Genomic DNA, 24,765 nt, shown 5'->3' on the forward strand with positions numbered 1-24,765 from the left:
GAAAAGTCCTTACGCGCGGGAGTAGAAGGGCAGGGCGACGACCTCGACGGGCTCGATCCTGCCCCGGATGTCGACGGAGAGCTCGGTGCCGGGCTCGGCGTACGCCCGATCGACGTACGCCATGGCGATCGGGTAACCCAGCGTGGGCGACAACGCGCCGCTGGTGACCTCGCCGACCTCGGTCCCGTCGGACAGCAGCTTGTAGCCGTGCCGCGGGGCGCGGCGACCGGCACCGCGAAGGCCCACCCGCACGCGCGGGACGTCCTGCTCGGACCGCTCTTCCAGAGCCGAGCGGCCGACGAAGTCACCCGGCTTCTCGAACTTCACGACGCGGCCGAGCCCGGCTTCGAACGGGCTCTGGTCGAGGGTGAGTTCGTTGCCGTACAACGGCATCCCGGCTTCCAGGCGCAGCGTGTCGCGGCAGGCCAGGCCCGCGGGGACCAGGCCGTGCGGCTCGCCGGCTTCCAGCAGCAGACGCCACAGCGCCGGTGCCTCGTCGGCGTCGACGAACAGCTCGAAGCCGTCCTCGCCGGTGTAGCCGGTGCGGGCGAGCAGGACGTCGTGGCCCTTCACCGACGCCGGGACGCTGGCGTAGTACTTGAGCGCGTCCAGGTCGGCGTCGGTGACCGCGGCCAGGATTTCGGCGGCCTTCGGGCCTTGGACGGCGATCAGCGCGGTGGTCTCGGACCGGTCGTCCACTTTCGCGTCGAAGCCCGCGACCCGCTCGGCCAGGGCATCCGCGACGACCTGCGCGTTGCCCGCGTTCGCCACGACCAGGTAGTGCTCGTCCGCCAGCCGGTAGACGACGAGGTCGTCCAGGACCCCGCCGGCAGCGTTGCAGATCATCGTGTACCGCGCCCGGCCGGGCTTGACCCCGGTCAGGTTGCCGACCAGCGCGTAGTCCAGGACGTCGGCCGCCTGCTTGCCGGTGACGTGGATTTCGGCCATGTGCGACAGGTCGAACAGCCCGGCCGCCTCGCGGACGGCCTTGTGCTCGGCCAGTTCGCTGGCGTAGCGGACCGGCATGGACCAGCCGGCGAAGTCGGTGAACAGCGCACCGAGTCCCTTGTGGACTCCGTGCAGGGAGGTCTCTTTGGACACTGTCAGCCTTCGTAAGCGTTGAGGGGCGGGCAGGAGCACACGAGGTTACGGTCGCCGCGGGCGCCGTCGATGCGACGCACCGGGGGCCAGTACTTGTTCTTCCGCGAAACACCCGCCGGGAACACCGCCAGCTCGCGGCTGTAGGGCTTGTCCCACTCCCCGACCAGCGTCTCCGCGGTGTGCGGTGCGCCCCGCAGCGGCGACTCCTCCGCGCTCCAGCGGCCGTTGGCGACCTCGTCGATCTCGGCGCGGATGGCGATCATCGCGTCGCAGAACCGGTCGATCTCGCCCAGGTCCTCGGACTCGGTCGGCTCGACCATCAGCGTGCCCGCGACGGGGAACGACATGGTCGGAGCGTGGAAGCCGTAGTCGATGAGCCGCTTGGCGACGTCGTCGACCGTCACGCCGGTCTCCTTGGTGAGCTGCCGCAGGTCGAGGATGCACTCGTGGGCGACCAGGCCGTCCTGCCCGGTGTAGAGGACCGGGTAGTGCGGCGCCAGCCGCGAAGCGACGTAGTTCGCCGCGAGCACGGCCACCTTCGTGGCCGCGGTCAGGCCGGGCGCGCCCATCATCCGGACGTAGGCCCAGGAGATCGGCAGGATCGACGCCGAGCCGTAGGGCGCGCCGCTGATCGGGCCGACACCGGTCTCCGGGCCGGCGGCGTCGAGCAGCGGGTGGTTCGGCAGGTACGGCGCAAGGTGCGCGCGCACCGCGACCGGGCCGACACCGGGGCCGCCACCGCCGTGCGGGATGCAGAACGTCTTGTGCAGGTTCAGGTGCGAGACGTCGCCACCGAACTCGCCCGGCTTGGCCAGCCCGAGCAGGGCGTTGAGGTTCGCGCCGTCGACGTAGACCTGGCCGCCGCCGTCGTGGACGATCTTGGCCAGCTCGTCGATGTCGTGCTCGTACACGCCGTGGGTCGACGGGTAGGTCACCATGATCGCGGCCAGGGTGTCCTGGTGGGCGTCCACCTTGGCCCGCAGGTCGGCCAGGTCGACGTTGCCCTCGTCGGTGCACTTGACGACGACCACGCGCATCCCGGCCAGCACCGCGGACGCGGCGTTGGTGCCGTGCGCCGACGACGGGATCAGGCAGACGTCACGAGCTTCGTCGCCGTTGGCGCGGTGGTAGGCGCGGATCGCGAGGAGGCCGGCGAGCTCGCCCTGGCTGCCCGCGTTCGGCTGCAGCGACACCTTGTCGTAGCCGGTGACCTCGGCCAGCCACTCGGCCAGCTGCCCGACCAGCGTGTGGTACCCGGCCGCGTCCTCGGCCGGCGCGAACGGGTGGATGCCGGCGAACTCGCGCCAGCTGATCGGCTCCATCTCCGTGGTGGCGTTGAGCTTCATGGTGCAGGAGCCGAGCGGGATCATGCCGCGGTCGAGCGCGTAGTCCTGGTCGGACAGCTTGCGCAGGTAGCGCAGCATCGCCGTCTCGGAGCGGTGGGTGCCGAAGACCTCGTGGCCCATGAAGCCGCTCTCGCGGGCCAGGCCGTTCGGGAGCGCGACGCCGTCGCTGACCTCGCCCTCGACGCCGAACGCACGCAGGACCTTCGCCGCGATCGCGGGCGTGCTGACCTCGTCGAAGGCGACGCGGACGTGGTCGGCGTCGACGTGGCCGAGGTTGATGCCGGCTTCGCGGGCGGCGGCGTGGACCTCGGCGGCCTGGCCCGGGACGCGCGCGACGACCGTGTCGAAGAAGGATTCGTGCACGACCTCGACGCCGGTCCGGCGCAGGGCGCTGGCGAAGCCCGCGGCGAGGCCGTGGACGCGCCGGGCGATCTTCTTCAGGCCGTCCGGGCCGTGGTAGACCGCGTACATCGCGGCCAGCACGGCCGGGAGGACCTGCGCGGTGCAGATGTTCGACGTGGCCTTCTCACGGCGGATGTGCTGCTCCCGCGTCTGCAGCGCGAGGCGGTAGGCCGAGTTGCCGTCGGCGTCGACCGAGACACCCACGAGACGCCCGGGCAGCGACCGCTCGAGCCCGGCGCGCACCGACATGTACCCGGCGTGCGGGCCGCCGTAGCCGAGCGGGACGCCGAAGCGCTGCGTCGAACCCGCGGCGACGTCGGCCCCGAACTCGCCGGGCGCGGTGATCAGGGTCAGCGCGAGGAGGTCGGCGGCGACGGTGAACAGCGCGCCCGCGGCCTTCGCCGACTCGGAAATCGCGTGGTAGAAGCCGCGGCCGCGCAGCACACCCGACGCACCCGGGTACTGGACGACGACGCCGAAGAAGTCCTCGGGCAGGCCGGTGAGCAGGTCACGGACCTCGACCTCGATGCCGAGGGCCTCGACGCGGGTGCGCACGACGGCGATGGTCTGCGGCAGGCACTCGGCGTCCAGGACGACCTTGTTCGACTTCGACTTGGACGCGCGGCGCATCAGCGTGACGGCTTCGGCGACGGCGGTCGACTCGTCCAGCAGCGAGGCGTTCGCGGTGGCCAGGCCGGTCAGGTCGGCGACCATGGTCTGAAAGTTGAGCAGCGCTTCGAGGCGCCCCTGGGAGATCTCGGGCTGGTAGGGCGTGTACGCGGTGTACCAGGCCGGGTTCTCCAGCACGTTGCGGCGGATCACGCCGGGGGTGACGGTGTCGGAGTAGCCGAGGCCGATCATCTGCGTCATCGGCCGGTTGCGCGCGGCGAGGGCGCGCAGCTCCGCGGTGGCGTCCTCTTCGGACGCGGCGGGCGGGAGCCGCAGGTCACGGGTGGCGCGGATGGCGCTCGGGACGGCTGCGCCGACGAGGGCGTCGAGGCTGCCGTAGCCGCACTCGGCGAGCATCTTGGCGCGTTCGGCCTCGGACGGGCCGATGTGGCGGGCGTCGAACTGCGTGGAAGTGATCGGGAGCTCCTAAGGCCGGGCACACAGCGGTGCGCTGGAACTCCCCCTCTGTCATGGCACCTGAGAGTTTCACCGTGGGCGACACGGCTTTCACCTTGGGTGAGGCGCGGGTGCGCCTGCTTTCCAGAGTGGCCTCGCGCGAAGCGGTAGCAGGTACCTGAGAGATTCCGGGGAGTTTGCTCCTTCGGTGCCCCACCACGTTCGTGAGGGCTCTCCCGCCTCGGCTCTACGGCCCGATCTGCAGTTGTGGCGGTTACGGTACCCGGCCCGTCCCGCGGGCGTCTACTTCACCCGGGCAACACCACATCAGTCCTCGATCGCGGTTCGACGCACGACGCTGCCCGCCAGCGCGGGCGGCCGCCGGACCCGGCCCGACGGCAGGACCAGGCGCTTCAACGGGCCGCCCACCGGCACCGGCGGGTGCCCGGCGCCCAGCAGCACCTGCTCGACGATCTGCTCGGCGTGCCAGGCCACCGCGTCGTTGAGGCGGTCCAGCGACGGCCGGTCGCCGTCGAAGACGTCCTCGTCGGCCAGCGTCACCTCGAAATACGTGCACCCCGGCGGGACCGCGATCGCCTTCTCGATCGCCCGCGCACCCTCCAGCGGGTCGTCGAAGCCCGCCTCGAGCAGCGCCGACCGGTAGATGCGGGCCGCCCGGGCGCGCATCTTCGGGCCGTAGCGGACGACGACCGGGAGCCGTCCGGTCAGGTCCGGCACGGCCAGGCCGTGCAGCAGCATGATCGGCGGCACCGAGTGCACCAGCCGCGGCGCGGGTTCGGCCAGCTCACGGGCGGTGACCCGGACCCGGTCGGCCATGGCGTCCGGGAGCCCGGAGTAGCGGAAGTCGACGTTGCCGAACCCGAGCCCGTCGGCGACCAGCGACGCCAGCAGCTCGCCGTAGCCCCAGATCGGCGACAGCACGACCACCGGCGGCGCGGCGACGACCGGCGACGGCACGGGCGGCCGCGTCGCCTCCTGCTCGGGCACCTGGATCACCAGCCGCGGCGGCTCGTGCCAGTCGTGCACCTCCGCGACCCGCCAGTACAGCCCGAGCGGCCGCCACAGCTCGCCGAGGACGTCGTGCTCGATGATCCGCCGCACCTCGGCGTCGTCGTACGGGAAGTCCCGCGGCGGCACGATCCCGACGTAGTGGTGGTAGGTGACGCGGACCTCGTCGCCGCGGGTGGCCGACCGGATCCGCATCTCCCAGTCGACCGGCGACGCCGCGATCGCGTTCGCCACCTGCGTGCCGGGCGAGGAGTAGACGAGCGCGGTGGCCTGCCGGAGGAACTGCCCGGCCCGGTCGATGCCCTCCCGCAGCGCCTTCGCCGCCTGGGCCACGTGCACCGGCGAGGCCAGCGACTCGGGCAGAACGCCGGCGACGCGCAGCAGCTCGGCCTCGCTCACCCCGGTGACCTCGGCGAGCTGGGCCCAGTGGTCGAAGACGGTGACTTTCGGCGCGTGCCGGTGCTCGATCCAGCTGCGCAGCGTCGACGTCGGGACGCCGATGCGCCGCGCGGCCTCGTCCAGGGACAGACCGCGGGAGCGGATCCCGGCCCGGACCGCTTCCGCCCAGTCGTCGGCGCGCCAGTGCGTCACCTCACAAAGCTAACGAAACCCGCTAGCTTTGCGCAGGGACGAATCGCCCACGGGCGCCCGACGCTGGTCACCATGACCACCACCGTGATCGCCCTGACCCTGATCGTCGGCGTGCTGACCTTCGCCGCCGGCGCGTTCCTCGCCTCCGAGGTCGCCACCCGGATCCTGCGCCGCCGGGAGAAGGAGATCTCCGAGGAGCGCAAGAAGCTCAACGCCGCCTGGCGCTACCTGCGGGAGGTCTACGACGTCAAGAAGAAGACCAGGCGTTAGAACGTGGCGATCGGGTTGACCGGGCTTCCGGACGTCCCGGCGAAGCGGACCGGAGCGATCGCGAGCTGGAAGTCCCACTGGCCGAACTCGGCGGCCGTCGTCGCGCACGCCTCGAGGTCGCAGTTGTCGAGCAGCCACAGGCCCATCGCCACCAGGCCCACGGTGTGCACCGGCATCGCCAGGTCGTCGTACCCCGACGGCTGGACGTCAGTGGGCGTGTCGGCGCCGATCAGCGCGACTCCCCGTTCGTGCAGCCACGGCAGGCAGGACGCGTGCCAGCCGGCCTGCGTGAACTCGCCGGACGGACCGGACTCGTGCCGGACGCGGCCGTAGCCGGTGCGCAGGAGTACCGCGTCGCCGGAGCGCACCCGGACACCCTGGCGGCGCTCGGCCTCCTCGAGATCGCCGGGGAACACCCCGTCGCCCGGTTCCAGCGACGGCACGCCGCGGACCTTCGCGATGTCCAGCAGGACTCCCCGCGTGACGATTCCGTCCGCCGCCGCCGTGACGGCTCCCCACGCCGCTCCCGTCTCGGCGTCGACCAGCGAGTGCGGCCGCCCGTTGTACATCCTGCCGTCCCAGAAGATGTGGCACGGCGAGTCGAGGTGGGTGATCGTGTTGCCGTGGAACAGGATGCCGAGCCGCTCGTTCGAGTAGCCCCAGTGCCGGTCGTTGCGGAACCCGGGAATCGGCATGGTCCCGGCACCCGGCAGGTCGGCGAAGCACGGGCACGCCGTCGTCGAGCGCTCCATCTCTTCCGGGACGGCCACCTCCCACGCGCACGACACGCTCCGGCCGTGGCGCACGGCTCGCGCCGCCGCCAGCCGGACGTCGTCGGTGATGTGGTTCAGCGTGCCGCGCTCGTCGTCGTCGCCCCACCGGCCCCAGTTCGACAGCGTCTCGAAGTAGCCGAGCACCTCGTCCTGGCCGGGCATCAGTCCCGTCACCGCGCCAGCTTGTCAGGTCGGCGTGACGTACGCGCCGGAGATCCCGCCGTCGACCAGGAACTGCGACGCCGTGATGAAGCTGGCGTCGTCGCTGGCCAGGAACGCCACCGCGGCCGCGATCTCCTCCGGCTCGGCGAACCGGCCGACCGGGACGTGGATCAGGCGGCGCGCCGCGCGTTCCGGGTCCTTCGCGAACAGCTCCTTCAGCAGCGGCGTGTTCACCGGGCCCGGGCACAGCGCGTTGACGCGGATGTTCTCCCGCGCGAACTGGATGCCGAGCTCGCGGCTCATCGCGAGCACGCCGCCCTTGGACGCGGTGTAGGAGATCTGCGACGTCGCCGCGCCCATCACCGCCACGAACGAAGCCGTGTTGACGATCGACCCCTTGCCCTGCCGCTGCATGTGCGGCAGGACGGCCTTGCAGCACAGGTACACCGACGTCAGGTTGACCCGCTGGACCCGCTCCCACGCCTCGATGCCGGTGGTCAGGATCGAGTCGTCCTCCGGCGGCGAGATCCCGGCGTTGTTGAAGGCGACGTCGACCGAGCCGAACTGCTCGACCGTGCTGTGGAACAGGTTCTCGACCTGCTCGGCGTCGGTGACGTCGGTCTGGATGAACGCGCCGCCGATGTCGTCGGCGGCCGCCTTGCCCTCGACCGGCGAGAGGTCCGCGATGACGACCTTCGCACCTTCGCTCGCCAGGCGCCGGGCCGAGGCGAGCCCGATGCCGCTGGCGCCGCCGGTGATGACCGCGACGCGGCCTTCGAAACGCTGGACCATTACTCCTCCGTGCTCAGAAAGACGTTCTTGGTTTCGGTGAACGCCGCGGCGGCGTCCGGGCCGAGCTCGCGGCCGAGGCCGGACTGCTTGAAGCCGCCGAACGGCGTCCAGTAGCGCACCGACGAGTGCGAGTTCACCGAGAGGTTGCCGGATTCGACGCCGCGCGCAACCCGGAACGCGCGGCCGGCGTCGCGGGTCCAGATCGACCCGGACAGGCCGTACTCGGTCGCGTTGGCCATCCGGATCGCGTCGGCCTCCTCCGCGAACGGCACGACGGCGACGACCGGGCCGAAGACCTCTTCCGCCGCGGCCGGGTGCCGCAGGTCCGGCGGGGTGAGGACGGTCGGCGGGAACCAGAAGCCGCGGCCTTCGGGCGCGGAGCCGCGGAACGCCACGGGCGCGTCGTCCGGGACGTAGGAGGCGACCTTCTCCCGGTGCGCGGCCGAGATCAGCGGGCCCATCTCGGTCTTCTCGTCGCCGGGGTCGCCGACGACGACGCCGTGCACGGCGGGTTCCAGCAGCTCCATGAACCGGTCGTACGCGCTCGCCTGCACCAGGATCAGGGACCGGGCGCAGCAGTCCTGGCCCGCGTTGTCGAAGACGCCGTAGGGCGCGGTGGCCGCGGCCTTCTCCAGGTCGGAGTCGGCGAAGACGATGTTCGCGTTCTTGCCGCCGAGCTCCAGCGTCACGCGCTTCACCTGCGCCGCGCAGCCCGCCATGATCTGCTTGCCGACCTCGGTGGAGCCGGTGAAGACGACCTTTCGCACGGCCGGGTGGTCGACGAACCGCTGCCCGACCACGGACCCCTTGCCCGGCAGCACCTGGAAGACGTCCTCCGGGATGCCCGCCTCGCGCGCCAGCTCGCCCAGCCGGACGGCGGTCAGCGGCGTCAGCTCGGCGGGCTTGAGGACGACGGTGTTCCCGGCGGCGAGCGCGGGCGCGAACCCCCAGCCGGCGATCGGCATCGGGAAGTTCCACGGCACGATCACGCCGACCACGCCCAAGGGTTCCTGGAAGGTGACGTTGACGCCGCCCGGCACCGGGATCTGCTGGCCGATCAGGCGTTCCGGGGCGGCGGAGTAGTAGTTGAGGACGTCGCGGACGTTGCCCGCTTCCCAGCGGGCGTTGCCGATGGTGTGCCCGGAGTTCTCGACCTCCAGCCGCGCGAGGTTTTCGATGTCGGCCTCGACGGCATCGGCGAACCGGCGCAGCAGGCGCGCGCGGTCGCCGGGGGTGACGTCGCGCCAGGCCGGGAAGGCCGCGTGGGCGCGGACGATCGCCGCGTCGGTTTCCTCGGCGCTGGTCAGGGGGATGCTCCGCACCACCTCCTCGGTGGCCGGGTTCAGGACGTCAAAGGTGGTCATCGCCTCTCCTTGCTCGCTTCGACGAGAGCCTGGAACAGCCGGACGTCGTCACTGTCCTGCTCGGGGTGCCACTGGACGCCGAGGATGAACTCACCAGGGAGTTCAGCGGCCTCGACGGTGCCGTCGGCCGCCCAGCCGACCGCTTCCAGGCCGGTGCCGAGCCGGTCGATCGCCTGGTGGTGGTAGCAGAGCGTCTTGGTTTCGGGCCCGAGGATCGCCGCCGCCCGGCTGCCTTCGGCGAGCGTGACGGTGCCCCGGCCGAACGTCGCCGGCGCGGGTTGGTGGTCGGTGGTGCCGCTTTCGGGCAGGTGCTGGGTCAGGGTGCCGCCGAGGGCGACGCTCATCACCTGCAGGCCGCGGCACACGCCGAGCACCGGCTTGCGTGCGCGCCGGGCCGCTGCGAACAGGCCGAACTCGAAGGCGTCGCGCGCCGGCCGGGTGTAGGTGGCCGGGTGTGGCTCGTGGCCGTAGCGGGCGGGTTCGACGTCGGCGCCGCCGGTGAGCACCAGCCCGTCCACAGTGGACACCAGCCGTTCGTGCGCGTCGGACACCGGCGGCAGCAGCACCGGGATGCCACCGGCCGTGATGACGCAGTCGACGTAGACCCGGTGCAGCAGTACGGCTTCGGTGTCCCAGACGCCGAACTTCGCGGGTTCGAGGTAGGACGTCAGCCCGATGACGGGCCTAGAGTCGTTCGAAGCCACGGACGAGCTCCCAGTCGGTGACGGCGGCGTTGTAGGCGTCGATCTCGATCTTCGCCGCGTTCAGGTAGTGGTCGACGACGTCGTCGCCGAAGGCCGCGCGCGCGAGGCCGCTCTCCGCCAGCGCCGCGGCGGCTTCGGGCAGCGTCGTCGGCACGGTGCCGCGGCCGGAGTTGTAGGCGTTGCCGGTGAACGGCTCTTCCAGTTCCAGCTCGTTCTCGATGCCGTGCAGGCCGGCGGCGATGAGCGCGGCGACGGCGAGGTACGGGTTGACGTCCCCGCCCGGCACCCGGTTCTCGACGCGCAGCGACTCGCCGTGCCCGACCACGCGCAGCGCGCAGGTGCGGTTGTCGGTGCCCCACGCGATCGCCGTCGGCGCGAAGCTGCCGGGCACGAACCGCTTGTAGGAGTTGATGTTCGGCGCGAGGAAGTAGGTCAGCTCGTGCAGCCCGGCGAGCTGGCCGGCGAGGAACTGCTCCATCAGCGTCGAGAAGCCGTGCTCGCCGTCCCCGGCCAGGACGGCCCGGCCCTCGGTCGAGCGCAGGCTGATGTGGATGTGGCAGGAGTTGCCCTCGCGCTCGTTGTACTTCGCCATGAAGGTGAGGCTTTTGCCCTCCTGCGCGGCGATCTCCTTGGCGCCGTTCTTGTAGACGCTGTGGTTGTCGCAGGTGGTGAGCGCGTCGGTGTAGCGGAAGGCGATCTCCTGCTGGCCGGGGTTGCACTCGCCCTTGGCGGACTCCGGGTAGAGCCCGGCGCCGGCCATGTCGTTGCGGATGCGGCGCAGCAGCGGCTCCAGCCGCGCGGTGCCGAGCATCGAGTAGTCGACGTTGTACTGGTTGGCGGGCTTGAGACCGTGGTAGCGCTTGTCCCAGGCGCTCTCGTAGGTGTCGTCGAAGACGATGAACTCGAGCTCGGTGCCGACGAAGGCGGCGAGCCCGCGTTCGGCGAGCCGGTCGAGCTGACGGCGCAGGATCTGGCGCGGCGACATCGGGACGGGGCCGCCTTCGACGCGCTCGACGTCGGCGAGGACCAGCGCGGTGCCTTCGTGCCAGGGGATCTCGCGCAGCGTCTCGAGGTCGGGGCGCAGCACGAAGTCGCCGTAGCCGCTGTCCCAGGAGGAAAGCGCGTAGCCGCCGACGGTGTTCATGTCGACGTCGACGGCGAGGAGGTAGTTGCAGGCCTCGGTGGCGTGGCCGACGACCTCGTCCAGGAAGTACTCGGCCGAGCAGCGCTTGCCCTGCAGCCTGCCCTGCATGTCGGTGAGCGCGACGAGCACCGTGTCGATCGTGCCCGCGTCCACGCGCGCCCGGAGTTCGTCGAGCGTGAGCATGCCTCGCCTGCGTGCCATCCGTCGCCCCAAAGGTTTGGTATGAATCCTTTGCCGATCCTTCCTACCCGGTGAGCTCGGCGGGGTCAACCGGAACAAAGGTATCATTTTGAACCATTGCCGCGGCGGCCGGATTGTCCGGCTTGCCCGGCTGAGAAGAGTCTGTGAATTCACCCGGCCGGGAGGAAACCGGGGCCCTCGCACGTTGGACAGGGCAAGAGAGGTGAGATCGATGACCACAGCATTCACGCAGCAGAGCACGATCGGACAGCAGGCCCGGCCCCAGCTGCCGACCATGCCCACCGGCTGGCCGATCGGTTCGTACGAGTCCTACGAGCAGGCCCAGCGCGCGGTCGACCACCTCGCGGGCACCGACTTCCCCGTCACCGACGTCACGATCGTGGGCGTGGAGCCGATGCTCGTCGAGCGGGTCGCGGGCAAGATGTCGTGGGGCCGCGTGCTGAGCAGCGCGGCGACGTCCGGTGCGCTGTTCGGCCTGTTCCTCGGCCTGATGCTCAGCCTGCTCAACCCGGGCGCCGGCCTGGTGCCCATCGTCATCGGCCTGGTCGCCGGGCTCGGGTTCAACCTGCTGTTCGGCGCACTGGGCTACGCGGTGAACCGGAACAAGCGCGGGTTCGTCTCGCAGAGCCAGCTGGTGGCCCGCCGCTACGACGTCCTGGCCCAGCCCCGCAACGCCGAGAAGGGCCGCGCCCTGCTGGCCGACCTCGCGGCGCGCAGCGCGTTCGGCCACTGATTCGAGTTCGAAGGCCGCCTCCCCCGGAGGCGGCCTTCGTCGTGCCTGAGCAGCCCCCGATTCCACGCTACCGGGAAGGTCCGACAGTTCCGGAGATCCGCGGCCGCCTCCCCTGGGAGGCGGCCTTTGCCGTGTCCGGCGGCCGTGTTCGGGCGGCCGACATGTCTGGACGGCCCCTGTGCCGAGCCCCGTGCTCGAGCAGCTTGCGGGTCCGAGCGGCCGCAATGCCCGCGCGCCCCGCACCCAAGCAGACCCGCGCCCCAGGCAGCCGTCATGCCCGAGAGGCCCTGTGCCCAGTTGACCCCGGCACCCGCGGTGTCGGAGCGACCCCCGCAACGAACAACCGCTGAGTCCGAGCGGCCCCGCTCCGCAGCAGTCCCCCGGCCCCTGAGCAGCCCCCGATTCCACGCTACCGGGAAGGTCCGACAGTTCCGGAGATCCGCGGCCGGTGGGACCCGGGTTGTCCACAACGCCGAGCCGACACCCCGATCATCCACACCGATCCCACCGGCGGCCCGGAACCGTCGGTGGCCGCCGGTAGCGTGGAAAACGGGGGCTGCTCAGGTGCCCGACGACACCGTCGGCGCGTCGGGCACATCGGCGACCGCGGAGGGCTCCTCCGGGCGGCCCGCCCGCAGCAGCTCACCCCACCGCGCCCGGTCGTACTCGGCCGGCGGTGTCTCCGCCAGGAACTCGCGCAGGATCTCCAGGAACTGCTTCGGCGCCGACCGGTGCGGGAAGTGGCCTGCCCCTTCGAAAAGCACCAGCCGGCTGCCCGGCATCGCCCGGTGCGCGCGCAGCGCGTGGCCGCTCGGCACCACCCGGTCCTCCGTGCCCCACACCAGCAGCGTCGGGATCCCCCGAGTGAGGTAGCACCGGTCCAGCATGTTGACGACCTGCCCGCGCCAGTCGACGACCGAGCGCAGAGTCCGCAGGAACGCCGACCGCGTGCCCGGCTCGGCCAGGCGGAGGTAGCGGGTGACCACGTAGTCGAGGTCGTCGGAAATCCGCAGCGCCCCGGCCACCCTGCGCAGCACCGGCAACGCCGGCGGGACGCCCAGCAGCGGCAGCAGCAGCCCCGCGCCCGGCGCCGCGGCCAGGCGCAGCAGTGGGTGGACGCTCGCGCCGACCCCGCCCGAGCCCACCAGGACCAGGCGTTCGCAGCGTTCCGGGAACTGGTAGGCGAACTGCATCGCGACGCCGCCGCCGAGGGAGTGGCCGACGACCGTCACCCGGTCGACGTCGAGGGTGGTCAGCAGGTCGCGCATGCCGCACGCGTAGGCGGCGACCGAATAGTCCGCGCGCGGTTTCGCCGAAAAGCCGTGGCCGAGCAGGTCGGGCGCGATGACCGTGAAGTCGTCCGCCAGCGACGTCAGCAGGTCCAGCCACGTCGACGAATCGTCGCCGATGCCGTGCAGGAAGAGCAGCGCGGGGCCGCGCCCGGCCATCCGGTACGCGCGCTCGTACCCGTGGACCACCCGGGTCCGCGGGGCGAAGGCTTCCGGAAGCACCCGCCCAGCTCAGCACGCCCGCGTTGGCGGGACGTTTCGCGCGCGTTCGGATCAGGTGAACGCCAGGAGCGGCCCCCCGCCTCCGCTCCTGGCGCCCGGTCCCCTTACCTCGTCGGCGTCGGTGCCGGCGTCGGTGCCGTGGTGGCCGGCGGGGCCGTCACCTTCGGGATCGCGGCGTTGAACGGCACCTCCGCGATCTCGCGGCAGGCGCCGCGGTAGCCGTTGTAGCCGTTGAAGTTGCCCTGGTCGTCGGTGACGCCCTGGTCGATCTTCGGCCGCGGGAACCGGTTGTCCTGGCCGATCTTCTGCCGGGTACCGCTCGCGCGCTCGCAGCCGTAGCGGGTCACCGTGATCGGCCTGCCGTCCTCGTCGTAGAGGTAGACCTCGGTCAGCGCCTTGCCCTCGGCGTCGAACGCGTAGAGGTTGTCGACCTCGCGGCCACCGTAGATGAGCTGGTCGTTGCCGTAGTGGTCGGCCGACGACGGGTAGTACGACGACGGGCCCGAGTAGGAGGCCCCGCGGGCGAAGAGGTCCACCACGGCCCCGAACCCGCCGAGCGTGGCCCCGATGACGAACGCCGAAATCGGCACGGACACCCACAGCAGCCGCCGGTCGGTGCGCACGCGCGGACCCGCCCACACGGCCGCGACGCCGACGACGAGCAGGAACGGCAGCATGATCACCGCGCCGCGGTGCCGCAGCATGAACAGCAGCCCGAACGCGATCAGGGCCAAGGCGCACAGCACCCACCACGCCGGCTTCAGCGACGCGAAGTACCGCAGCAGCTTGCCGGACTCGTCCTGCTCGCGCCCCTTGGCCATCGTGGTGCGCAGCCAGGCCACTTCCGGCAGCGCCAGCACCGGCTCGACCCCGCCGCGCAGCAACAGCGCCAGGCTGACGAGGAACACCGGCGCGAGCAGGAACAACCCGATGAGCGGGTCCGGCCTGACCGTGACGGCGGCGCCGAACGCGAACAGCCCGAGCCCCACCGAACAGAGCATCAGCCCCCACAGCGCGATCCGCGGCTTCACCAGGCTGGGCGCGGCGGCCGTCGTCATCACCTGCGTCGCCCCCTCGCCCGGCGCCGGGTACCCGCCGGACGCGCGCAGCTCGGCGGCGTAGCTTTCGGGCGAGCCGAGCCGTTCGATCAGCGCCTCGACGCGGGCGCCCTCCCCCAGCTCGGCTTCGAGCTCCGCCAGGTGCGGGCGGACGTCCTCGAGGATCTCTTCGATCTCGCTCGCGGGCAGGTCGGCGAGCGCGGTCCTGACCCGCGCCAGATACACCCGCACGGCGGTCGGCTTGTCGCTCATGCTGCCTCTCCCAAAAGCGCGTTCATCGTCGATGCGAAGCTCTGCCAGGTCTTGCCCGACTCCGCCAGCCGGGCCCGGCCCGGCTCGTTCAGGCTGTAGTACTTGCGGTGGGGCCCCTCTTCGCTGGGCACCACGTACGAGGTCAGCAGGCCGGCCTTGTAGAGCCTGCGCAGCGTCCCGTACACCGATGCGTCCCCCACCTCGTCCAGGCCGGCGGCCCGGAGTCTTCGCAGCACGTCGTACCCGTAGCCGTCCTCCTCGCGGAGCACCGCGAGAACGGCGAGGTCGAGCACCCCTTTGAGCAGCTGACTGATCTCCACTGCACCCTCCAGTCTTACGCACGGGAAGGTACCACGCATTGCACAGTAGTGCGCACGGCGGAGGGCCCCTCGCGCGCCGCCTTCCGTCAGGCCCCGGTGTCGACCGGGCGCTCGAAGAAGGATTCGAGGACGACGATGGTCTGCGTGCCGGTTGACGCCGTCGATCGCGAACAGCCGGCGCAACGACGCCTGGAGGTCTTCGGTCGTCGCCGTGCGCGCGCCGGCTTGCGCACCCGTTCGTGGGCGGCCCTGGCGGTGCAGCATGCTTTCGGCAGAATCTCATTTAGGGGTGAGCGATGGACCTGGTCAAGACGGACTTCCAGCTGCTGGACGAGCGGTTCCGGCGCGTCAACGGCGACGAGTGGATGCAGCGCCTGCACACGGGCTGCCGCTGGACCGAGGGCCCGGCGTACTTCCCGGCCGGCCGGTACCTGGTGTTCAGCGACATCCCGAACGACCGCACCCTGCGCTGGGACGAGACGACGGGCCAGGTCGGCGTGTTCCGGCAGCCGTCGAACTACGCGAACGGGCACACGGTCGACCGCCGCGGGCGGCTGGTCAGCTGCGAGCAGGGCACCCGCCGGGTGACGCGCACCGAGCACGACGGCTCGGTCACGGTCCTCGCGTCGGAGTACCGGGGAAAGCGGCTGAACAGTCCGAACGACGTCGTCGAGCACTCGGACGGGTCGATCTGGTTCACCGACCCGAGTTACGGCATCGACAGCGACTACGAGGGCTACCGCGCGGAGAGCGAAATCGGCGGCTGCCACGTGTACCGGGCCGACCCGGACGGCACGGTGACGATCGTCGCGGACGACTTCTCGCGGCCGAACGGCCTGGCGTTCTCGGCCGACGAATCGCGGCTGTACATCGCCGACACCCGCCAGGACCCGAGCCACATCCGGGTGTTTTCGGTCGCCGGGGGCGCGTTGACGGGCGGCGAGATCTTCGCGACGAGCGACAGCGGCGGCTTCGACGGGGTCCGGGTGGACAGCGAAGGCCAGGTCTGGGCGGCGGCCCACGACGGCCTGCACTGTTTCGCACCGGACGGCACCCGCATCGGCAAGCTGCGGGTGCCGGAGGTCTGCTCGAACTTCACGTTCGGCGGAGCGAGGGGGAACGAGCTGTTCATCACGGCTTCGAGCTCGCTGTATACGTTGCGGGTGACGGTGAACGGGGCCCGCTACCCGCGCTGATCTGCGGAGTGACGGCGGGGCGGGCGAGAAGGGGCCGGGGCTGGGCTAGCCGGGCGGGGCCGCGCCAACCCCCTCGACCAAGGCGTCGCGGCGCTGCCAGGCCCGGCTCACCTGGACCAGCCAGGCCGCCTCGGCCGTGACGTCCGCGTCGGCGTCCGTGTCGGTGTCCGGCGCTGCTCCGGGGTCGGGCTCGCGGTCGAACCGGCGGCCTGCCCGGCCCGCCTCGATCGCCGCCGCCAGGGTCAGGGCCTCCACCGTGGCCGCCACCTCTGCTTCGCGGACTCCTGCTCGCCTGGCCGCCGCCTCCGCTCGGGCTGGGAGGTCCGGGTCGAAGTGGGCTCGCAGGGCCAGGTGGCCGTCGCGGATTTCGATGACGCGGCGGTACAGCGCGAACTCCGCGCCGCCCGCCAGCTCGCGGCCCGGGTCCAGGGCGATGCCCGGGACCGCCGTGCGCAACGCCGTCCACAACGGCTCGATGCGGCGGTAGGCGCGGTACGCGCGGATCCGGCCGATCACCGACGACACCGCCGGCGACCACGCGCTCAGCGTCGCCCCGGCCGCCACGGAAACGACCGTCACCGCCGCGAGGACCGACGACAGCACGTCCTCCCTGGCGCCGATCCGCGCCGACTCCGCGAGCCGGCGGACGTCGTCGACGTCCCAGAACGTCCACGCGAACGCCGACCCCACGCCGACCACCAGTAGCCACAGCCCGGCGCGCAGCGGCCCCGGCTCCGCGTGCCACGCGCTGCGGGCGAACACCGCGAACAGCAGGCCCAGGCTGATCAGGCTGTAGAGCAGGAACAGCGCCTTGTCGGCCAGGGCAAATGGCAGCGCGGCGGCGGAGAACACCGTCTCGTCGCCGACGCGCCGCGGCTCGGAAAGGGCGAAACACACCGCCAGCAGCACCATCGTCGCCGCGGTGAACAGCGCGTGCGGCGCGAGCCGGGCACCCTCGCCGCGCCACACCGACTGCGTGAACGCGACCGCGAAGCCGATCGCGCCCAGCTTGAGCTCGTCGCCGGCCAGGCTCAGGACCCACTCGGCCACCGGGCCCGGGCCGGCCAGCGCCGACATCGCCGGCGTCAGCACGACGATGCCGGTGGCGATGCAGATGCCGAAGCCGGCGAGGAACCACATCGTGCGCGGCGGCTGGCTGCCGCGCGCCTCGATCAGCTTGTACCCGAACCCGGCGAAGCCCGCGAGGCAGAGGTAGTAGGCGAGCGACTCGATCACGGCGTGCGGCGCCCGAACACCGAATCGAAGCGCCGGACGCCGTCCGGGACACCGGGCGCGGGCTCACGCGGCCCGGCCGGCCGGACGACGCGTTGCGCGAGCAGGCTCGCGACGAGTTCGGCTTCGCGCTCCTCGACCTCGGAGTAGGTCGTGCGCCCGAGCACGCGCCGGACCAGCTCGGGCGAGAGGTTCGGCATCAGCTGCCGCCCCGCCGCGGCGTCGATGGCCACCCCGTCGGCGCCGGCGTCGGAGCCGACGTGGCCGCACAGCAGGTGCCCGACCTCGTGCAGCAGAATGTGCCGCCGGTGCAGCGCGGTCGTGTCGGTCGGGTAGAGGATGTAGTCGGCGCGTTCGGTGCTCATCAGCAGCCCGCACGGCGCACCTTCGGGAGCGCTGACGGGCATCAGCTCGATCGGGCGCCCCCGCTCGGCGGCCAGCGCCGCGACGAAGTCCCCGGCGTCGAACGGCTCGGGCAGGCTGACGGCATCGGCGACTTCCCGTGCCCGCTGCCAGAGCGAGCGGGCCGGTCGCCGCCGCCACGATGGTCGCGCCACTGTTCAGGCCTCCCTCACCACACCCGGGCCGAACGGTTCCAGCCGGATCAACGCGGCAGGGGTCCCGTGGTTGCGCGGCCGGGGAAAAATCCGACGCACGAACGCCGGACATGGTTCCCCACGGCTGGATCCGAGCACGCACCGGCCGCCCGCAACGCCGGCGTCAGCCCTCTTTCTTCGGGGTGCCGCGGCCGGCCTCCCGCCGGGCGATCGCGTCGATCATGTCGCTGATCGTGTCCAGGCCGTCCGAGGACAACGTCACCGCGCGCAGGGCCAGATCCCGGACTCCCGCGTCGCGCAACGCACCCAGCAGGGCCAGCTCCTCCGCGATCTTCGTGCTCTGCTCGTCGTCGAAGAAGTAGGCCGGCGGTACCCCGAAGAACTGCGCCAGTGCTTCGAGGTGGCGCTTGGTCGGGTTGTCGCGGCGGCCCGTGCGCAGTTGCCACAAGTACGTCGTCGAAAAGCTCTCGCCCGTGGCCTCGCGACAGGCCTTGGCGACCTCTTCGTTGCTGTAGGGCTCCCGGTCGGGCCGGCGCACCACGTGGAACAGCCGGTCGATCTTGTCGGCCAGCGTCGACTTTCCGGGCTCCTTGACCACGATGCACTCCCTCAGCTACCAGGCATATTCATCCTAGCTGAAAGGCAACCCCCTTTTATCAACCCGAGTTCGCCCTCGGCCGCGGTTGGCAGCGCGGGCACGAGAACGACGAACGGTTCATGAACGGCTCCCGCCGGATCGCCGCGCCGCACCGGTGGCACGGCATGCCCTCCTGGCCGTACGCGTCCAGCGACCGGTCGAAGTACCCCGACTGCCCGTTGACGTTGACGTACAGCGCGTCGAACGACGTGCCGCCCGCGCCCAGCGCCGCGTTCATCACGTCCGCCGCCGCCGACAGCAGCTCCCGCCCCTTCGCCATGGTCAGCTTCGTCGTCGGCCGCGACCAGTGCAGGCGGGCGCGCCACAGGGCTTCGTCGGCGTAGATGTTGCCGATGCCCGACACGAGCGTCTGGTCGAGCAGCGCCCGCTTGACCTCGGTGCGCCGCGACCGCAGCGCGCGCACCGCACTGTCGAGGTCGAACTCCGGGTCCATCGGGTCGCGCGCGATGTGCGCGATCGTGTCCGGCAGCAGCACGTCGCCGCCGATGTCGCCGAGGTCGTCGAGCGCCAGGCCGCCGAACGTCCGCTGGTCGACGAACCGCAGCTCCGGCCCGTCGTCGTCGAACCGCAGCCGCACCCGCAGGTGCTTCTCGTCCGGCGCGCCCTCCGGCTGGACCAGCATCTGCCCGCTCATGCCGAGGTGGGCCAGCAGCGCCTCCTTGTCGGACAGCTCCAGCCACAGGTACTTGCCCCGGCGCCGCGCCGCCTCGACGCGGGTGCCGGCGAGCCGCTGCGTGAAGTCCTCCGCGCCCAGGGCGTGCCGGCGGATGGCGCGCGGGTGCAGGACCTCCGCCTCGCGGATGGTCCGCCCCGCGACGTGCGCCTGCAGCCCCAGGCGGACGACTTCGACCTCGGGTAATTCGGGCATGCGTTCATTGTGCCCTCGGGGTACGACAATTTACGGAGCGGCCGGTCCGACGTCGGCCTTCACCAGCGGGACCCGGGTCGTCCCCGAGGCGAAGTACTCGTCGGCGCCGACGTCGAAGGTGCCCGTCCGGGCCTGCAGGTCGAAGTCCTTCACGGCGTACGGGTACGAACCGGCCCCGGCGTCGATCGCCGGGCTGCCCGAAGCCAGCCGATAGAGCCCGGCGGCGTCCTTGACCAGCTTGGGATCGACGTTGCGCGACGGGATCCCCGCCGTCCCGCCGAAGGTGATGTTGCCCTCGTACTTGACGGTCGGCCCGCTCGGCAGGGTCACGAGCGTGCCCGAGGTTCCCTTGACGATGTTGTCCGCGACCACGCAGTCCTTCGGCTTGAAGTTCCCGCCGTCGCCGTCGATGACGCTGCTCGACCCGATCACCGTGTTGTAGGCGACGGTGTCGCGGTCCGGGCGGTCGTGCAGCTTGCTCGTCGGCCCGCTGTCGGCTTCGTCGCCGGAGCCGAAGACGATCGCCCGCCCGCCGGAGTTGGCCACGTAGTTGTCGACGATCCTGTGGTCGTTGCCGTGGAACCGGATGCCGGAGCCGAACAGCAGGTTCCCCTCGACGGTGCTGCGGTTGCCGTGGCGCAGCACGATGTAGCCCTTGCTGTCGCGGATGGTGTTGTAGCGGATGACGTTGTCCGACGACTTGACCGAGATCGCCTCGATGTCGCCGTCGGCCTTCTCGAAAAGGTTGTACTCGAGGATCGCGTGCGCCGGGTAGGACTGGTGGTTGCTCAGCCCGAGCCGGATCGACTCGCCGCCGTTGTCGCCGGAGAACTGGTGGTTGAAGAAGTAGTTGTGGTGCACGTGGACGTTCTGCGCCATGGCGTCCGACGGGCCGAGGATCTGCAGGAACACGCCCTGGCTGGTGCGGTTCTGGAAGACGTTGTGGTCGACTTCGGTGTCATCGCCGTTGACGGAGACCCAGTTGCCGTCGCCGGTGAGCTGGAAGTCGTTGCGGGACAGGCGGTTGTGCGACGCCCCGGCCGGGACGCTCAGGGAAGCGTTTCCCCGGAACTTGAAGCCCTGCAGCACGACGTGGTGGACGCCGCCGGCGAAGGAGAACGTCTTCGAGCCGGTGATCGTCGCCTTGCCGGTGTGCTCGGCGGCGATCGTCACGGGCGCCGAGCTCGATCCGGACCGCTTGATCGACAGCGTCGAGCCCGCGGAGTACGAACCGTCGGCCAGGACGATCGTGTCCCCGGGGTTCGCCTTGTCCATCGCGGACTGCAGCGCCGTCAGCGACGTGACGCGGATCGGCGCGGCCGACGCCGCCGGGCCGGGTACGACGACGAGCGCCGCGGCGAGCAGGGGTACGAAGAGCAGACGCATTCCGCCAACCTCTCAGTCGTTACGAGCGCGGCGGATCGCCACACGTTACTGAGCGGTTCGGGAAATCGTCAACGGAGGTTCCCGGTGATCAGGACTCCGGTTCGGCCTGCTTCTGCGCCTCGAGTTCGGCGGACAGCGAACGCCAGGCCGTCTCGGCGGCCTTCTGCTCGGCTTCCTTCTTCGTCGACCCGGCACCGCGCCCGAGGGCACGGCCGGCGACCAGCACCGTGGCCGTGAACTCCTTGCGGTGGTCCGGCCCGGTGTCCTCGACCTTGTACTCGGGCACGCCGAGACCGGCCGACGCGGTCAGCTCCTGCAGGCTCGTCTTCCAGTCGAGCCCGGCCCCGCGCAGCGGGGCTTCGGCGAGCAGGCCGTCGAAGAGGTGGTGCACGAGCTTGCGGGCGATCTCGATGCCGTGCTCGATGTAGGCGGCCCCGATGACGGCTTCCAGGCCGTCGGCGAGGATGCTCGCCTTGTCCCGGCCGCCGGTGAGCTCTTCGCCCTTGCCGAGCAGCAGGTGCGCCCCGAGCCCGCCCTCGCCGAGCCCGCGGGCGACCCGCGCCAGCGCGTGCATGTTGACGACGCTGGCGCGGAGCTTCGCGAGCTGGCCTTCGGGCAGGTCGGGGTGTGTGGTGTAGAGGTGATCGGTGACGACGAGGCTGAGCACCGCGTCACCGAGGAACTCCAGCCGCTCGTTCGGCGGCAGACCCCCGTTTTCGTACGCGTACGAACGGTGGGTCAGCGAAAGCCGGAGCAGCTCGGGGCCCAAGGTGACCCCGAGCGCTTCGAGCAACGGCGCCGGATCGGCTGCTGGTCCCCCGGGCGTCTTGCCCCCCATGTCGGCTACCCGATCAGGCGGGCTCGACGACCTGGCGGCCGTTGTGCTGGCCGCACGACGGGCACGCGACGTGCTGGAGCTTCGGCTGCTTGCAGGCGCGGTTGGAGCAGGGCACCAGCTGCACCGGAGCCGCCTTCCACTGGCTGCGGCGGGAGCGCGTGTTGGATCGCGACATCTTCCGCTTCGGGACGGCCACGAGTAGATCTCCTTATGACGGTCTGCTCGCGGTCGTGCGAGCGAACTTTCCTCCGGAACGAGCTGGCGCTCGTCAGGCTTGCTCAGCGGGGCCCGGCGCAGGCTTTTCACCCGCGTTCTCGTCGAATCGCTCGACGAGTGCGGCCCACCGAGGGTCTATCTTCTCATGCCCGTGTCCGGGCTCGAGATCGGCCCACTTGACACCGCACTCCGTGCAGAGGCCGGCGCAGTCCTCGGTGCACAGCGGAGCCAGCGGCAGAGCCAGCACGACGGCGTCGCGCACGATGGGTTCGAGGTCGATCCGGTCGTCGACCAGCCGGGGGATCTCGTCCTCCTCGGTGGTCTCCTCGGTGGCCGAGCCGGGGTAGGCGAACAGCTCCTGGACCTCGACCTCGACCTCCTCGGTGAGGGGGTCGAGACAGCGGGCGCAGGTGCCCTTCGCGGTGGCTTTCGCGGTGCCGCTGACGAGCACGCCTTCGACGACGGACTCGAGGAGCAGGTCGAGTTCCAGCTCGGAGCCGGCTTCGATGGTGATGACATCGGGGACGCCGAGCGGCGTCTCCACCGGCACGCTGCGCTGGACGGCGCGGCTGAGGCCGGCGTGACGGCCGAGCTCGCGGGTGTCGATCACCCACGGGCTGCGGTCGTCGAGCTGGGGGGTCTTGTTCTCGGACATCCCGTCCAGGGTACGCACAGGTCGCCACCGGTTTTGAGCTGGCACCCGGCGGTCGCGGGCCGGGAGTGCGGCGCGGGCGGTGTGGCGAGCGGGCCGCCACTCGCGCGCCCCCGCCCTTCCCTGGGGGCCGGTCCCGGCTCCAGTCTATCGAGGACGCACGACGAAAAGCCGGGACAGCTGCAGCCGGGAGCTTTCTGTCCACATTCCGGGTGGGGTGTGGGCAACCCGGCGGCCCGCTTGCCGGCCGCGGCCGGGATTCAGAACGAGCCCGGGCCCGCCTCCGCCGCTGAGAAGCTCGTCACACCTGGTAGTCGTACAGCGTCGGCCGCCCGCTCGAGCTGGGCAGGTTCGCCGGGGACCGCAGGTGGTTGCGCCCGCTGTCCACCGTCCGCAGGGTCGTCGCCAGCAGCTCCGAGAACTCCGCCAGCTTGCCGTCCACGTACGCGTCGCAGTCCGCGCGCTGGCGATCCGCCTCCGCGTGGGCCTCGTCCACGATCCGGGCCGACTCCGCGTGGGCCGCCTGGACGACCTCCGTCTGGGCCACCAGCCGGGCCTGCTCGGCGCGGCCGTCCTCGATGGCGCGGTCGTACGCGTCGCGGCCGGCCTGGATCATGCGCTCGGATTCCGCGCGCGACCGGTCGGTCAGGTTCTGGTACTCGGCCTGGCCCGCCGCCACCGTGCGGTCGGCCTGGTCGTGTGCGTCGGCGAGCATCTGCTCCGCGCGGGCGCGGGCGTCGGCGAGGATGCGCTCCGCCTCGTCGGTCGCCTCGGCGATGGTGCGCTCGGCCTCGGCGTTCGCGCCCGCCACCGTCTCGCCCGCCTCCTTGCGGGCGGCGTGGATCAGGTCGTCGCGCTTGTCCAGGACGTCCTGCGCGTCGTCGATCTCCGCGGGCAGTGCGTCGCGGACGTCGTCGAGGAGTTCGAGCACGTCCCCCCGGGGCACCACGCAGCTGGCCGTCATCGGGACGCCGCGCGCCTCCTCGACGATCGTCACGAGCTCGTCGAGCGCCTCGAAAACCCGGTACACGGCAACTCCAATCCCCTGTCGCTGTGCCCAGTCTGCCCGCATCGGGCGCCGAAGCGGTGAACGCGACCGGCGCCGGGCGTGTCCCCCTGGACCACGCCCGGCGCCGGAAGTCCTACGGCAGCGCCAGCGCCGGATCGGTGATCACCTTCGTGACCTGCTCCTCGGTCAGCGGGTGGCGCAGGCCGCCGGTCAGGATCACCGTCGAGCCGTCGGGGCGGTACAGGAACCCGTTGACGCCCTCGGGCACGAGGTTGCCGTTCACGTCCTTGTAGACGAGTTCCGAAAGCACCAGGACGCCGCCGCCGGGCTGCGGGAGCCGGACGCAGTGCGGGACCTGGTCGGTCCAGGTGCACAGCCCGTCGGCCGGGACGACCTCCCGGGCGGCGCCCGCTCCGCGCACGGTCAGCCGGAAGTCGCCGGGCCGCCCGTCCGCGTCGGCGAACTCGGCCGTCACGCTCATCCGCGCCGGCCCGGTCCCGGCGGCCGAAAGGGTCAGGTCGCGGACGCCGGGCAGGGCCCGCGTCACGGCTTCGGTGAGCGCCACGCGGATCCGGGCCTGCTCGGCCAGTGACGGCACGAGCGCCACCGGTTCGCGCGCCGGGACGACGAGCAGCGCGGCCAGCGCCGCGACGGCCGCGAAGACCACCGAGGCGGACCGCCGCCGGCCGCGCCGCGCCGCGCGGTCGGCGACCTCGTCCGGGTCGAAGCCCAGCGGTGGTTCCGCGAGGTCGACGTCGCGCAGGCGGGTTTCGAGGCCGGTCACCACGCGCTCCTCTCCGTGCTCTGCTCGAGCACGCCCCGGAGGGTCTCGAGCCCGCGGGCGGCCTGACTCCGGACGGTCCCCTCCGAGCAGCGCAGCACCTCGGCGACCTCCGCCGCCGGCAGGTCGGCGCAGTAGCGCAGGACGACGGCGGCACGCTGCTTCGGCGGGACTTCGGCGAGCGCGCGCAGCAGCGGACCGGAAATCCCGGTCGCGGGTGCGGGCGACGGCCGGTCCGGCACGACGCCGTCACGGCGTTCGCGGCGCCGCCACGGCCGCCGGGACTCGTCGAGCCAGCAGCGCAGCAGGACCTGCCGGGCGTAGTTGTCGACAGGCCCCCTCCGGGTGATCTTCGGCCAGACCCGGTACAGCTTGATCAGGGTGACCTGGACCAGGTCCTCCGCGAGGTGCCAGTCGCCGCACAGGAGGTACGCCGTGCGTCGCAGCGTCAAGGCGCGTGCCCGGGCGAACTCCCGGAATTCCGCGTCGTCCGCAGCCCGCATCGCGCCCTCCCCGTCCGTCTTCCGGTGTACCTCACGGACGAGGGGGCGCG

The 24,765-nt window shown here is 71.6% G+C and carries 25 protein-coding genes and 1 riboswitch; of the genes, 3 read left to right on the plus strand and 22 right to left on the minus strand.

The features are described from left to right. Nucleotides 1–9 precede the first annotated feature (9 nt). The 3 genes from gcvT to AB0J55_RS22865 all read right to left on the minus strand — a co-directional run bounded on the left by gcvT (nucleotide 10) and on the right by AB0J55_RS22865 (nucleotide 5,534). Nucleotides 10–1,101 (minus strand): glycine cleavage system aminomethyltransferase GcvT, encoded by a 1,092-nt coding sequence (gcvT, locus tag AB0J55_RS22855; RefSeq protein ID WP_364251715.1) that lies wholly within the window; start codon nucleotides 1,099–1,101, stop codon nucleotides 10–12. 2 nt (nucleotides 1,102–1,103) lie between these two features. After that, the gene (gcvP, locus tag AB0J55_RS22860) at nucleotides 1,104–3,935 is read right to left on the minus strand and encodes an aminomethyl-transferring glycine dehydrogenase (protein ID WP_364251954.1); all 2,832 of its coding nucleotides are present in this window, start codon (nucleotides 3,933–3,935) and stop codon (nucleotides 1,104–1,106) included. 38 nt (nucleotides 3,936–3,973) lie between these two features. Continuing rightward, nucleotides 3,974–4,072: riboswitch (glycine riboswitch) on the minus strand. 169 nt (nucleotides 4,073–4,241) lie between these two features. Then, nucleotides 4,242–5,534: a helix-turn-helix transcriptional regulator gene (locus tag AB0J55_RS22865; protein WP_364251718.1), complete on the minus strand. Its 1,293-nt coding sequence runs from the start codon at nucleotides 5,532–5,534 to the stop codon at nucleotides 4,242–4,244. A 72-nt stretch (nucleotides 5,535–5,606) separates the two neighbouring features. Here AB0J55_RS22865 and AB0J55_RS22870 point away from each other — a divergent pair, with 72 nt between their 5' ends. Then, complete coding sequence (locus AB0J55_RS22870) at nucleotides 5,607–5,804, plus strand: hypothetical protein (protein WP_364251721.1); 198 nt, start codon at nucleotides 5,607–5,609, stop codon at nucleotides 5,802–5,804. Here AB0J55_RS22870 and AB0J55_RS22875 read toward each other — a convergent pair. The 5 genes from AB0J55_RS22875 to AB0J55_RS22895 are packed head-to-tail and all read right to left on the minus strand — an operon-like array spanning nucleotide 5,801 to nucleotide 10,926. Then, the gene (locus AB0J55_RS22875) at nucleotides 5,801–6,751 is read right to left on the minus strand and encodes a cyclase family protein (RefSeq protein WP_364251724.1); all 951 of its coding nucleotides are present in this window, start codon (nucleotides 6,749–6,751) and stop codon (nucleotides 5,801–5,803) included. The genes AB0J55_RS22870 and AB0J55_RS22875 overlap by 4 nt on opposite strands. Nucleotides 6,752–6,763: 12 nt before the next feature. Then, nucleotides 6,764–7,531 carry a 3-oxoacyl-ACP reductase gene (locus AB0J55_RS22880; RefSeq protein ID WP_364251727.1) on the minus strand — a complete coding sequence of 256 codons (768 nt, stop codon included), beginning with the start codon at nucleotides 7,529–7,531 and terminating at the stop codon, nucleotides 6,764–6,766. Further along, nucleotides 7,531–8,895: an aldehyde dehydrogenase family protein gene (locus AB0J55_RS22885; RefSeq protein ID WP_364251730.1), complete on the minus strand. Its 1,365-nt coding sequence runs from the start codon at nucleotides 8,893–8,895 to the stop codon at nucleotides 7,531–7,533. Before AB0J55_RS22885 ends, AB0J55_RS22880 begins: the two co-directional genes overlap by 1 nt. Next, nucleotides 8,892–9,599, minus strand: a complete 708-nt coding sequence (locus AB0J55_RS22890) for a gamma-glutamyl-gamma-aminobutyrate hydrolase family protein (RefSeq protein ID WP_364251733.1) — start codon at nucleotides 9,597–9,599, stop codon at nucleotides 8,892–8,894. The genes AB0J55_RS22885 and AB0J55_RS22890 overlap by 4 nt, the downstream gene beginning before the upstream one ends. Then, nucleotides 9,580–10,926 carry a glutamine synthetase family protein gene (locus tag AB0J55_RS22895; RefSeq protein ID WP_364251957.1) on the minus strand — a complete coding sequence of 449 codons (1,347 nt, stop codon included), beginning with the start codon at nucleotides 10,924–10,926 and terminating at the stop codon, nucleotides 9,580–9,582. The genes AB0J55_RS22890 and AB0J55_RS22895 overlap by 20 nt, the downstream gene beginning before the upstream one ends. A 229-nt stretch (nucleotides 10,927–11,155) precedes the next feature. On the opposite strand from AB0J55_RS22895, the gene AB0J55_RS22900 reads away from it, so the two are divergent. After that, a complete protein-coding gene (locus AB0J55_RS22900) occupies nucleotides 11,156–11,677 on the plus strand; it encodes a general stress protein (protein ID WP_364251735.1) in 522 nt (173 codons plus the stop codon). 560 nt (nucleotides 11,678–12,237) lie between these two features. On the opposite strand, the gene AB0J55_RS22905 is transcribed toward AB0J55_RS22900, so the two are convergent. The 3 genes from AB0J55_RS22905 to AB0J55_RS22915 all read right to left on the minus strand — a co-directional run bounded on the left by AB0J55_RS22905 (nucleotide 12,238) and on the right by AB0J55_RS22915 (nucleotide 14,818). Then, complete coding sequence (locus AB0J55_RS22905) at nucleotides 12,238–13,125, minus strand: alpha/beta hydrolase (RefSeq protein ID WP_364251960.1); 888 nt, start codon at nucleotides 13,123–13,125, stop codon at nucleotides 12,238–12,240. A 167-nt stretch (nucleotides 13,126–13,292) separates the two neighbouring features. After that, nucleotides 13,293–14,498 (minus strand): hypothetical protein, encoded by a 1,206-nt coding sequence (locus AB0J55_RS22910; protein WP_364251738.1) that lies wholly within the window; start codon nucleotides 14,496–14,498, stop codon nucleotides 13,293–13,295. Further along, nucleotides 14,495–14,818 (minus strand): PadR family transcriptional regulator, encoded by a 324-nt coding sequence (locus tag AB0J55_RS22915; RefSeq protein WP_003090651.1) that lies wholly within the window; start codon nucleotides 14,816–14,818, stop codon nucleotides 14,495–14,497. The genes AB0J55_RS22910 and AB0J55_RS22915 overlap by 4 nt, the downstream gene beginning before the upstream one ends. A 296-nt stretch (nucleotides 14,819–15,114) precedes the next feature. On the opposite strand from AB0J55_RS22915, the gene AB0J55_RS22920 reads away from it, so the two are divergent. Further along, on the plus strand, nucleotides 15,115–16,014 hold the full coding sequence (locus tag AB0J55_RS22920) for an SMP-30/gluconolactonase/LRE family protein (RefSeq protein WP_364251741.1): 900 nt from the start codon (nucleotides 15,115–15,117) through the stop codon (nucleotides 16,012–16,014). A 45-nt stretch (nucleotides 16,015–16,059) separates the two neighbouring features. On the opposite strand, the gene AB0J55_RS22925 is transcribed toward AB0J55_RS22920, so the two are convergent. The 11 genes from AB0J55_RS22925 to AB0J55_RS22975 all read right to left on the minus strand — a co-directional run bounded on the left by AB0J55_RS22925 (nucleotide 16,060) and on the right by AB0J55_RS22975 (nucleotide 24,715). After that, nucleotides 16,060–17,250 carry an MAB_1171c family putative transporter gene (locus tag AB0J55_RS22925; protein WP_364251744.1) on the minus strand — a complete coding sequence of 397 codons (1,191 nt, stop codon included), beginning with the start codon at nucleotides 17,248–17,250 and terminating at the stop codon, nucleotides 16,060–16,062. Then, nucleotides 17,247–17,804 (minus strand): hypothetical protein, encoded by a 558-nt coding sequence (locus AB0J55_RS22930; protein ID WP_364251747.1) that lies wholly within the window; start codon nucleotides 17,802–17,804, stop codon nucleotides 17,247–17,249. The genes AB0J55_RS22925 and AB0J55_RS22930 overlap by 4 nt, the downstream gene beginning before the upstream one ends. Nucleotides 17,805–17,967: 163 nt before the next feature. Further along, a complete protein-coding gene (locus tag AB0J55_RS22935; RefSeq protein ID WP_364251750.1) occupies nucleotides 17,968–18,402 on the minus strand; it encodes an XRE family transcriptional regulator in 435 nt (144 codons plus the stop codon). A 58-nt stretch (nucleotides 18,403–18,460) separates the two neighbouring features. Then, the gene (gene mutM / locus AB0J55_RS22940; protein ID WP_364251752.1) at nucleotides 18,461–19,330 is read right to left on the minus strand and encodes a bifunctional DNA-formamidopyrimidine glycosylase/DNA-(apurinic or apyrimidinic site) lyase; all 870 of its coding nucleotides are present in this window, start codon (nucleotides 19,328–19,330) and stop codon (nucleotides 18,461–18,463) included. 30 nt (nucleotides 19,331–19,360) lie between these two features. Beyond that, nucleotides 19,361–20,716: a polysaccharide lyase 6 family protein gene (locus tag AB0J55_RS22945; RefSeq protein ID WP_364251755.1), complete on the minus strand. Its 1,356-nt coding sequence runs from the start codon at nucleotides 20,714–20,716 to the stop codon at nucleotides 19,361–19,363. Between the two features lie 88 nt (nucleotides 20,717–20,804). After that, nucleotides 20,805–21,554: a ribonuclease III gene (gene rnc, locus AB0J55_RS22950; protein ID WP_364251758.1), complete on the minus strand. Its 750-nt coding sequence runs from the start codon at nucleotides 21,552–21,554 to the stop codon at nucleotides 20,805–20,807. 13 nt (nucleotides 21,555–21,567) lie between these two features. After that, nucleotides 21,568–21,750: a 50S ribosomal protein L32 gene (gene rpmF, locus AB0J55_RS22955; RefSeq protein WP_003090635.1), complete on the minus strand. Its 183-nt coding sequence runs from the start codon at nucleotides 21,748–21,750 to the stop codon at nucleotides 21,568–21,570. Between the two features lie 72 nt (nucleotides 21,751–21,822). Continuing rightward, nucleotides 21,823–22,425 carry a YceD family protein gene (locus tag AB0J55_RS22960; RefSeq protein ID WP_364251762.1) on the minus strand — a complete coding sequence of 201 codons (603 nt, stop codon included), beginning with the start codon at nucleotides 22,423–22,425 and terminating at the stop codon, nucleotides 21,823–21,825. 298 nt (nucleotides 22,426–22,723) lie between these two features. Next, entirely contained in the window at nucleotides 22,724–23,452 is a 729-nt protein-coding gene (locus tag AB0J55_RS22965) for a DivIVA domain-containing protein (protein ID WP_191313740.1), read from the minus strand. A 112-nt stretch (nucleotides 23,453–23,564) separates the two neighbouring features. Then, nucleotides 23,565–24,215: a hypothetical protein gene (locus tag AB0J55_RS22970; protein ID WP_364251765.1), complete on the minus strand. Its 651-nt coding sequence runs from the start codon at nucleotides 24,213–24,215 to the stop codon at nucleotides 23,565–23,567. Beyond that, nucleotides 24,212–24,715, minus strand: a complete 504-nt coding sequence (locus AB0J55_RS22975; RefSeq protein ID WP_364251768.1) for a SigE family RNA polymerase sigma factor — start codon at nucleotides 24,713–24,715, stop codon at nucleotides 24,212–24,214. The genes AB0J55_RS22970 and AB0J55_RS22975 overlap by 4 nt, the downstream gene beginning before the upstream one ends. Between the last annotated feature and the right edge of the window lie 50 nt (nucleotides 24,716–24,765).

It is taken from the genome of Amycolatopsis sp. NPDC049688 (genome assembly GCF_040674975.1).
In the GTDB taxonomy this organism is placed as follows: Bacteria; Actinomycetota; Actinomycetes; order Mycobacteriales; family Pseudonocardiaceae; genus Amycolatopsis.

Excerpts from the sequence above, each read along its gene's own strand:
- AB0J55_RS22870 (WP_364251721.1), top strand. The coding sequence starts at position 5,607 with ATGACCACCACCGTGATCGCCCTGACCCTGATCGTCGGCGTGCTGACC.
- AB0J55_RS22880 (WP_364251727.1), bottom strand. The coding sequence starts at position 7,531 with ATGGTCCAGCGTTTCGAAGGCCGCGTCGCGGTCATCACCGGCGGCGCC.
- AB0J55_RS22885 (WP_364251730.1), bottom strand. The coding sequence starts at position 8,895 with ATGACCACCTTTGACGTCCTGAACCCGGCCACCGAGGAGGTGGTGCGG.
- AB0J55_RS22895 (WP_364251957.1), bottom strand. The coding sequence starts at position 10,926 with ATGCTCACGCTCGACGAACTCCGGGCGCGCGTGGACGCGGGCACGATC.
- AB0J55_RS22900 (WP_364251735.1), top strand. The coding sequence starts at position 11,156 with ATGACCACAGCATTCACGCAGCAGAGCACGATCGGACAGCAGGCCCGG.
- AB0J55_RS22905 (WP_364251960.1), bottom strand. The coding sequence starts at position 13,125 with ATGGCCGGGCGCGGCCCCGCGCTGCTCTTCCTGCACGGCATCGGCGAC.
- AB0J55_RS22910 (WP_364251738.1), bottom strand. The coding sequence starts at position 14,498 with ATGAGCGACAAGCCGACCGCCGTGCGGGTGTATCTGGCGCGGGTCAGG.
- AB0J55_RS22920 (WP_364251741.1), top strand. The coding sequence starts at position 15,115 with ATGGACCTGGTCAAGACGGACTTCCAGCTGCTGGACGAGCGGTTCCGG.
- mutM (WP_364251752.1), bottom strand. The coding sequence starts at position 19,330 with ATGCCCGAATTACCCGAGGTCGAAGTCGTCCGCCTGGGGCTGCAGGCG.
- AB0J55_RS22945 (WP_364251755.1), bottom strand. The coding sequence starts at position 20,716 with ATGCGTCTGCTCTTCGTACCCCTGCTCGCCGCGGCGCTCGTCGTCGTA.
- rnc (WP_364251758.1), bottom strand. The coding sequence starts at position 21,554 with ATGGGGGGCAAGACGCCCGGGGGACCAGCAGCCGATCCGGCGCCGTTG.
- AB0J55_RS22960 (WP_364251762.1), bottom strand. The coding sequence starts at position 22,425 with ATGTCCGAGAACAAGACCCCCCAGCTCGACGACCGCAGCCCGTGGGTG.
- AB0J55_RS22975 (WP_364251768.1), bottom strand. The coding sequence starts at position 24,715 with ATGCGGGCTGCGGACGACGCGGAATTCCGGGAGTTCGCCCGGGCACGC.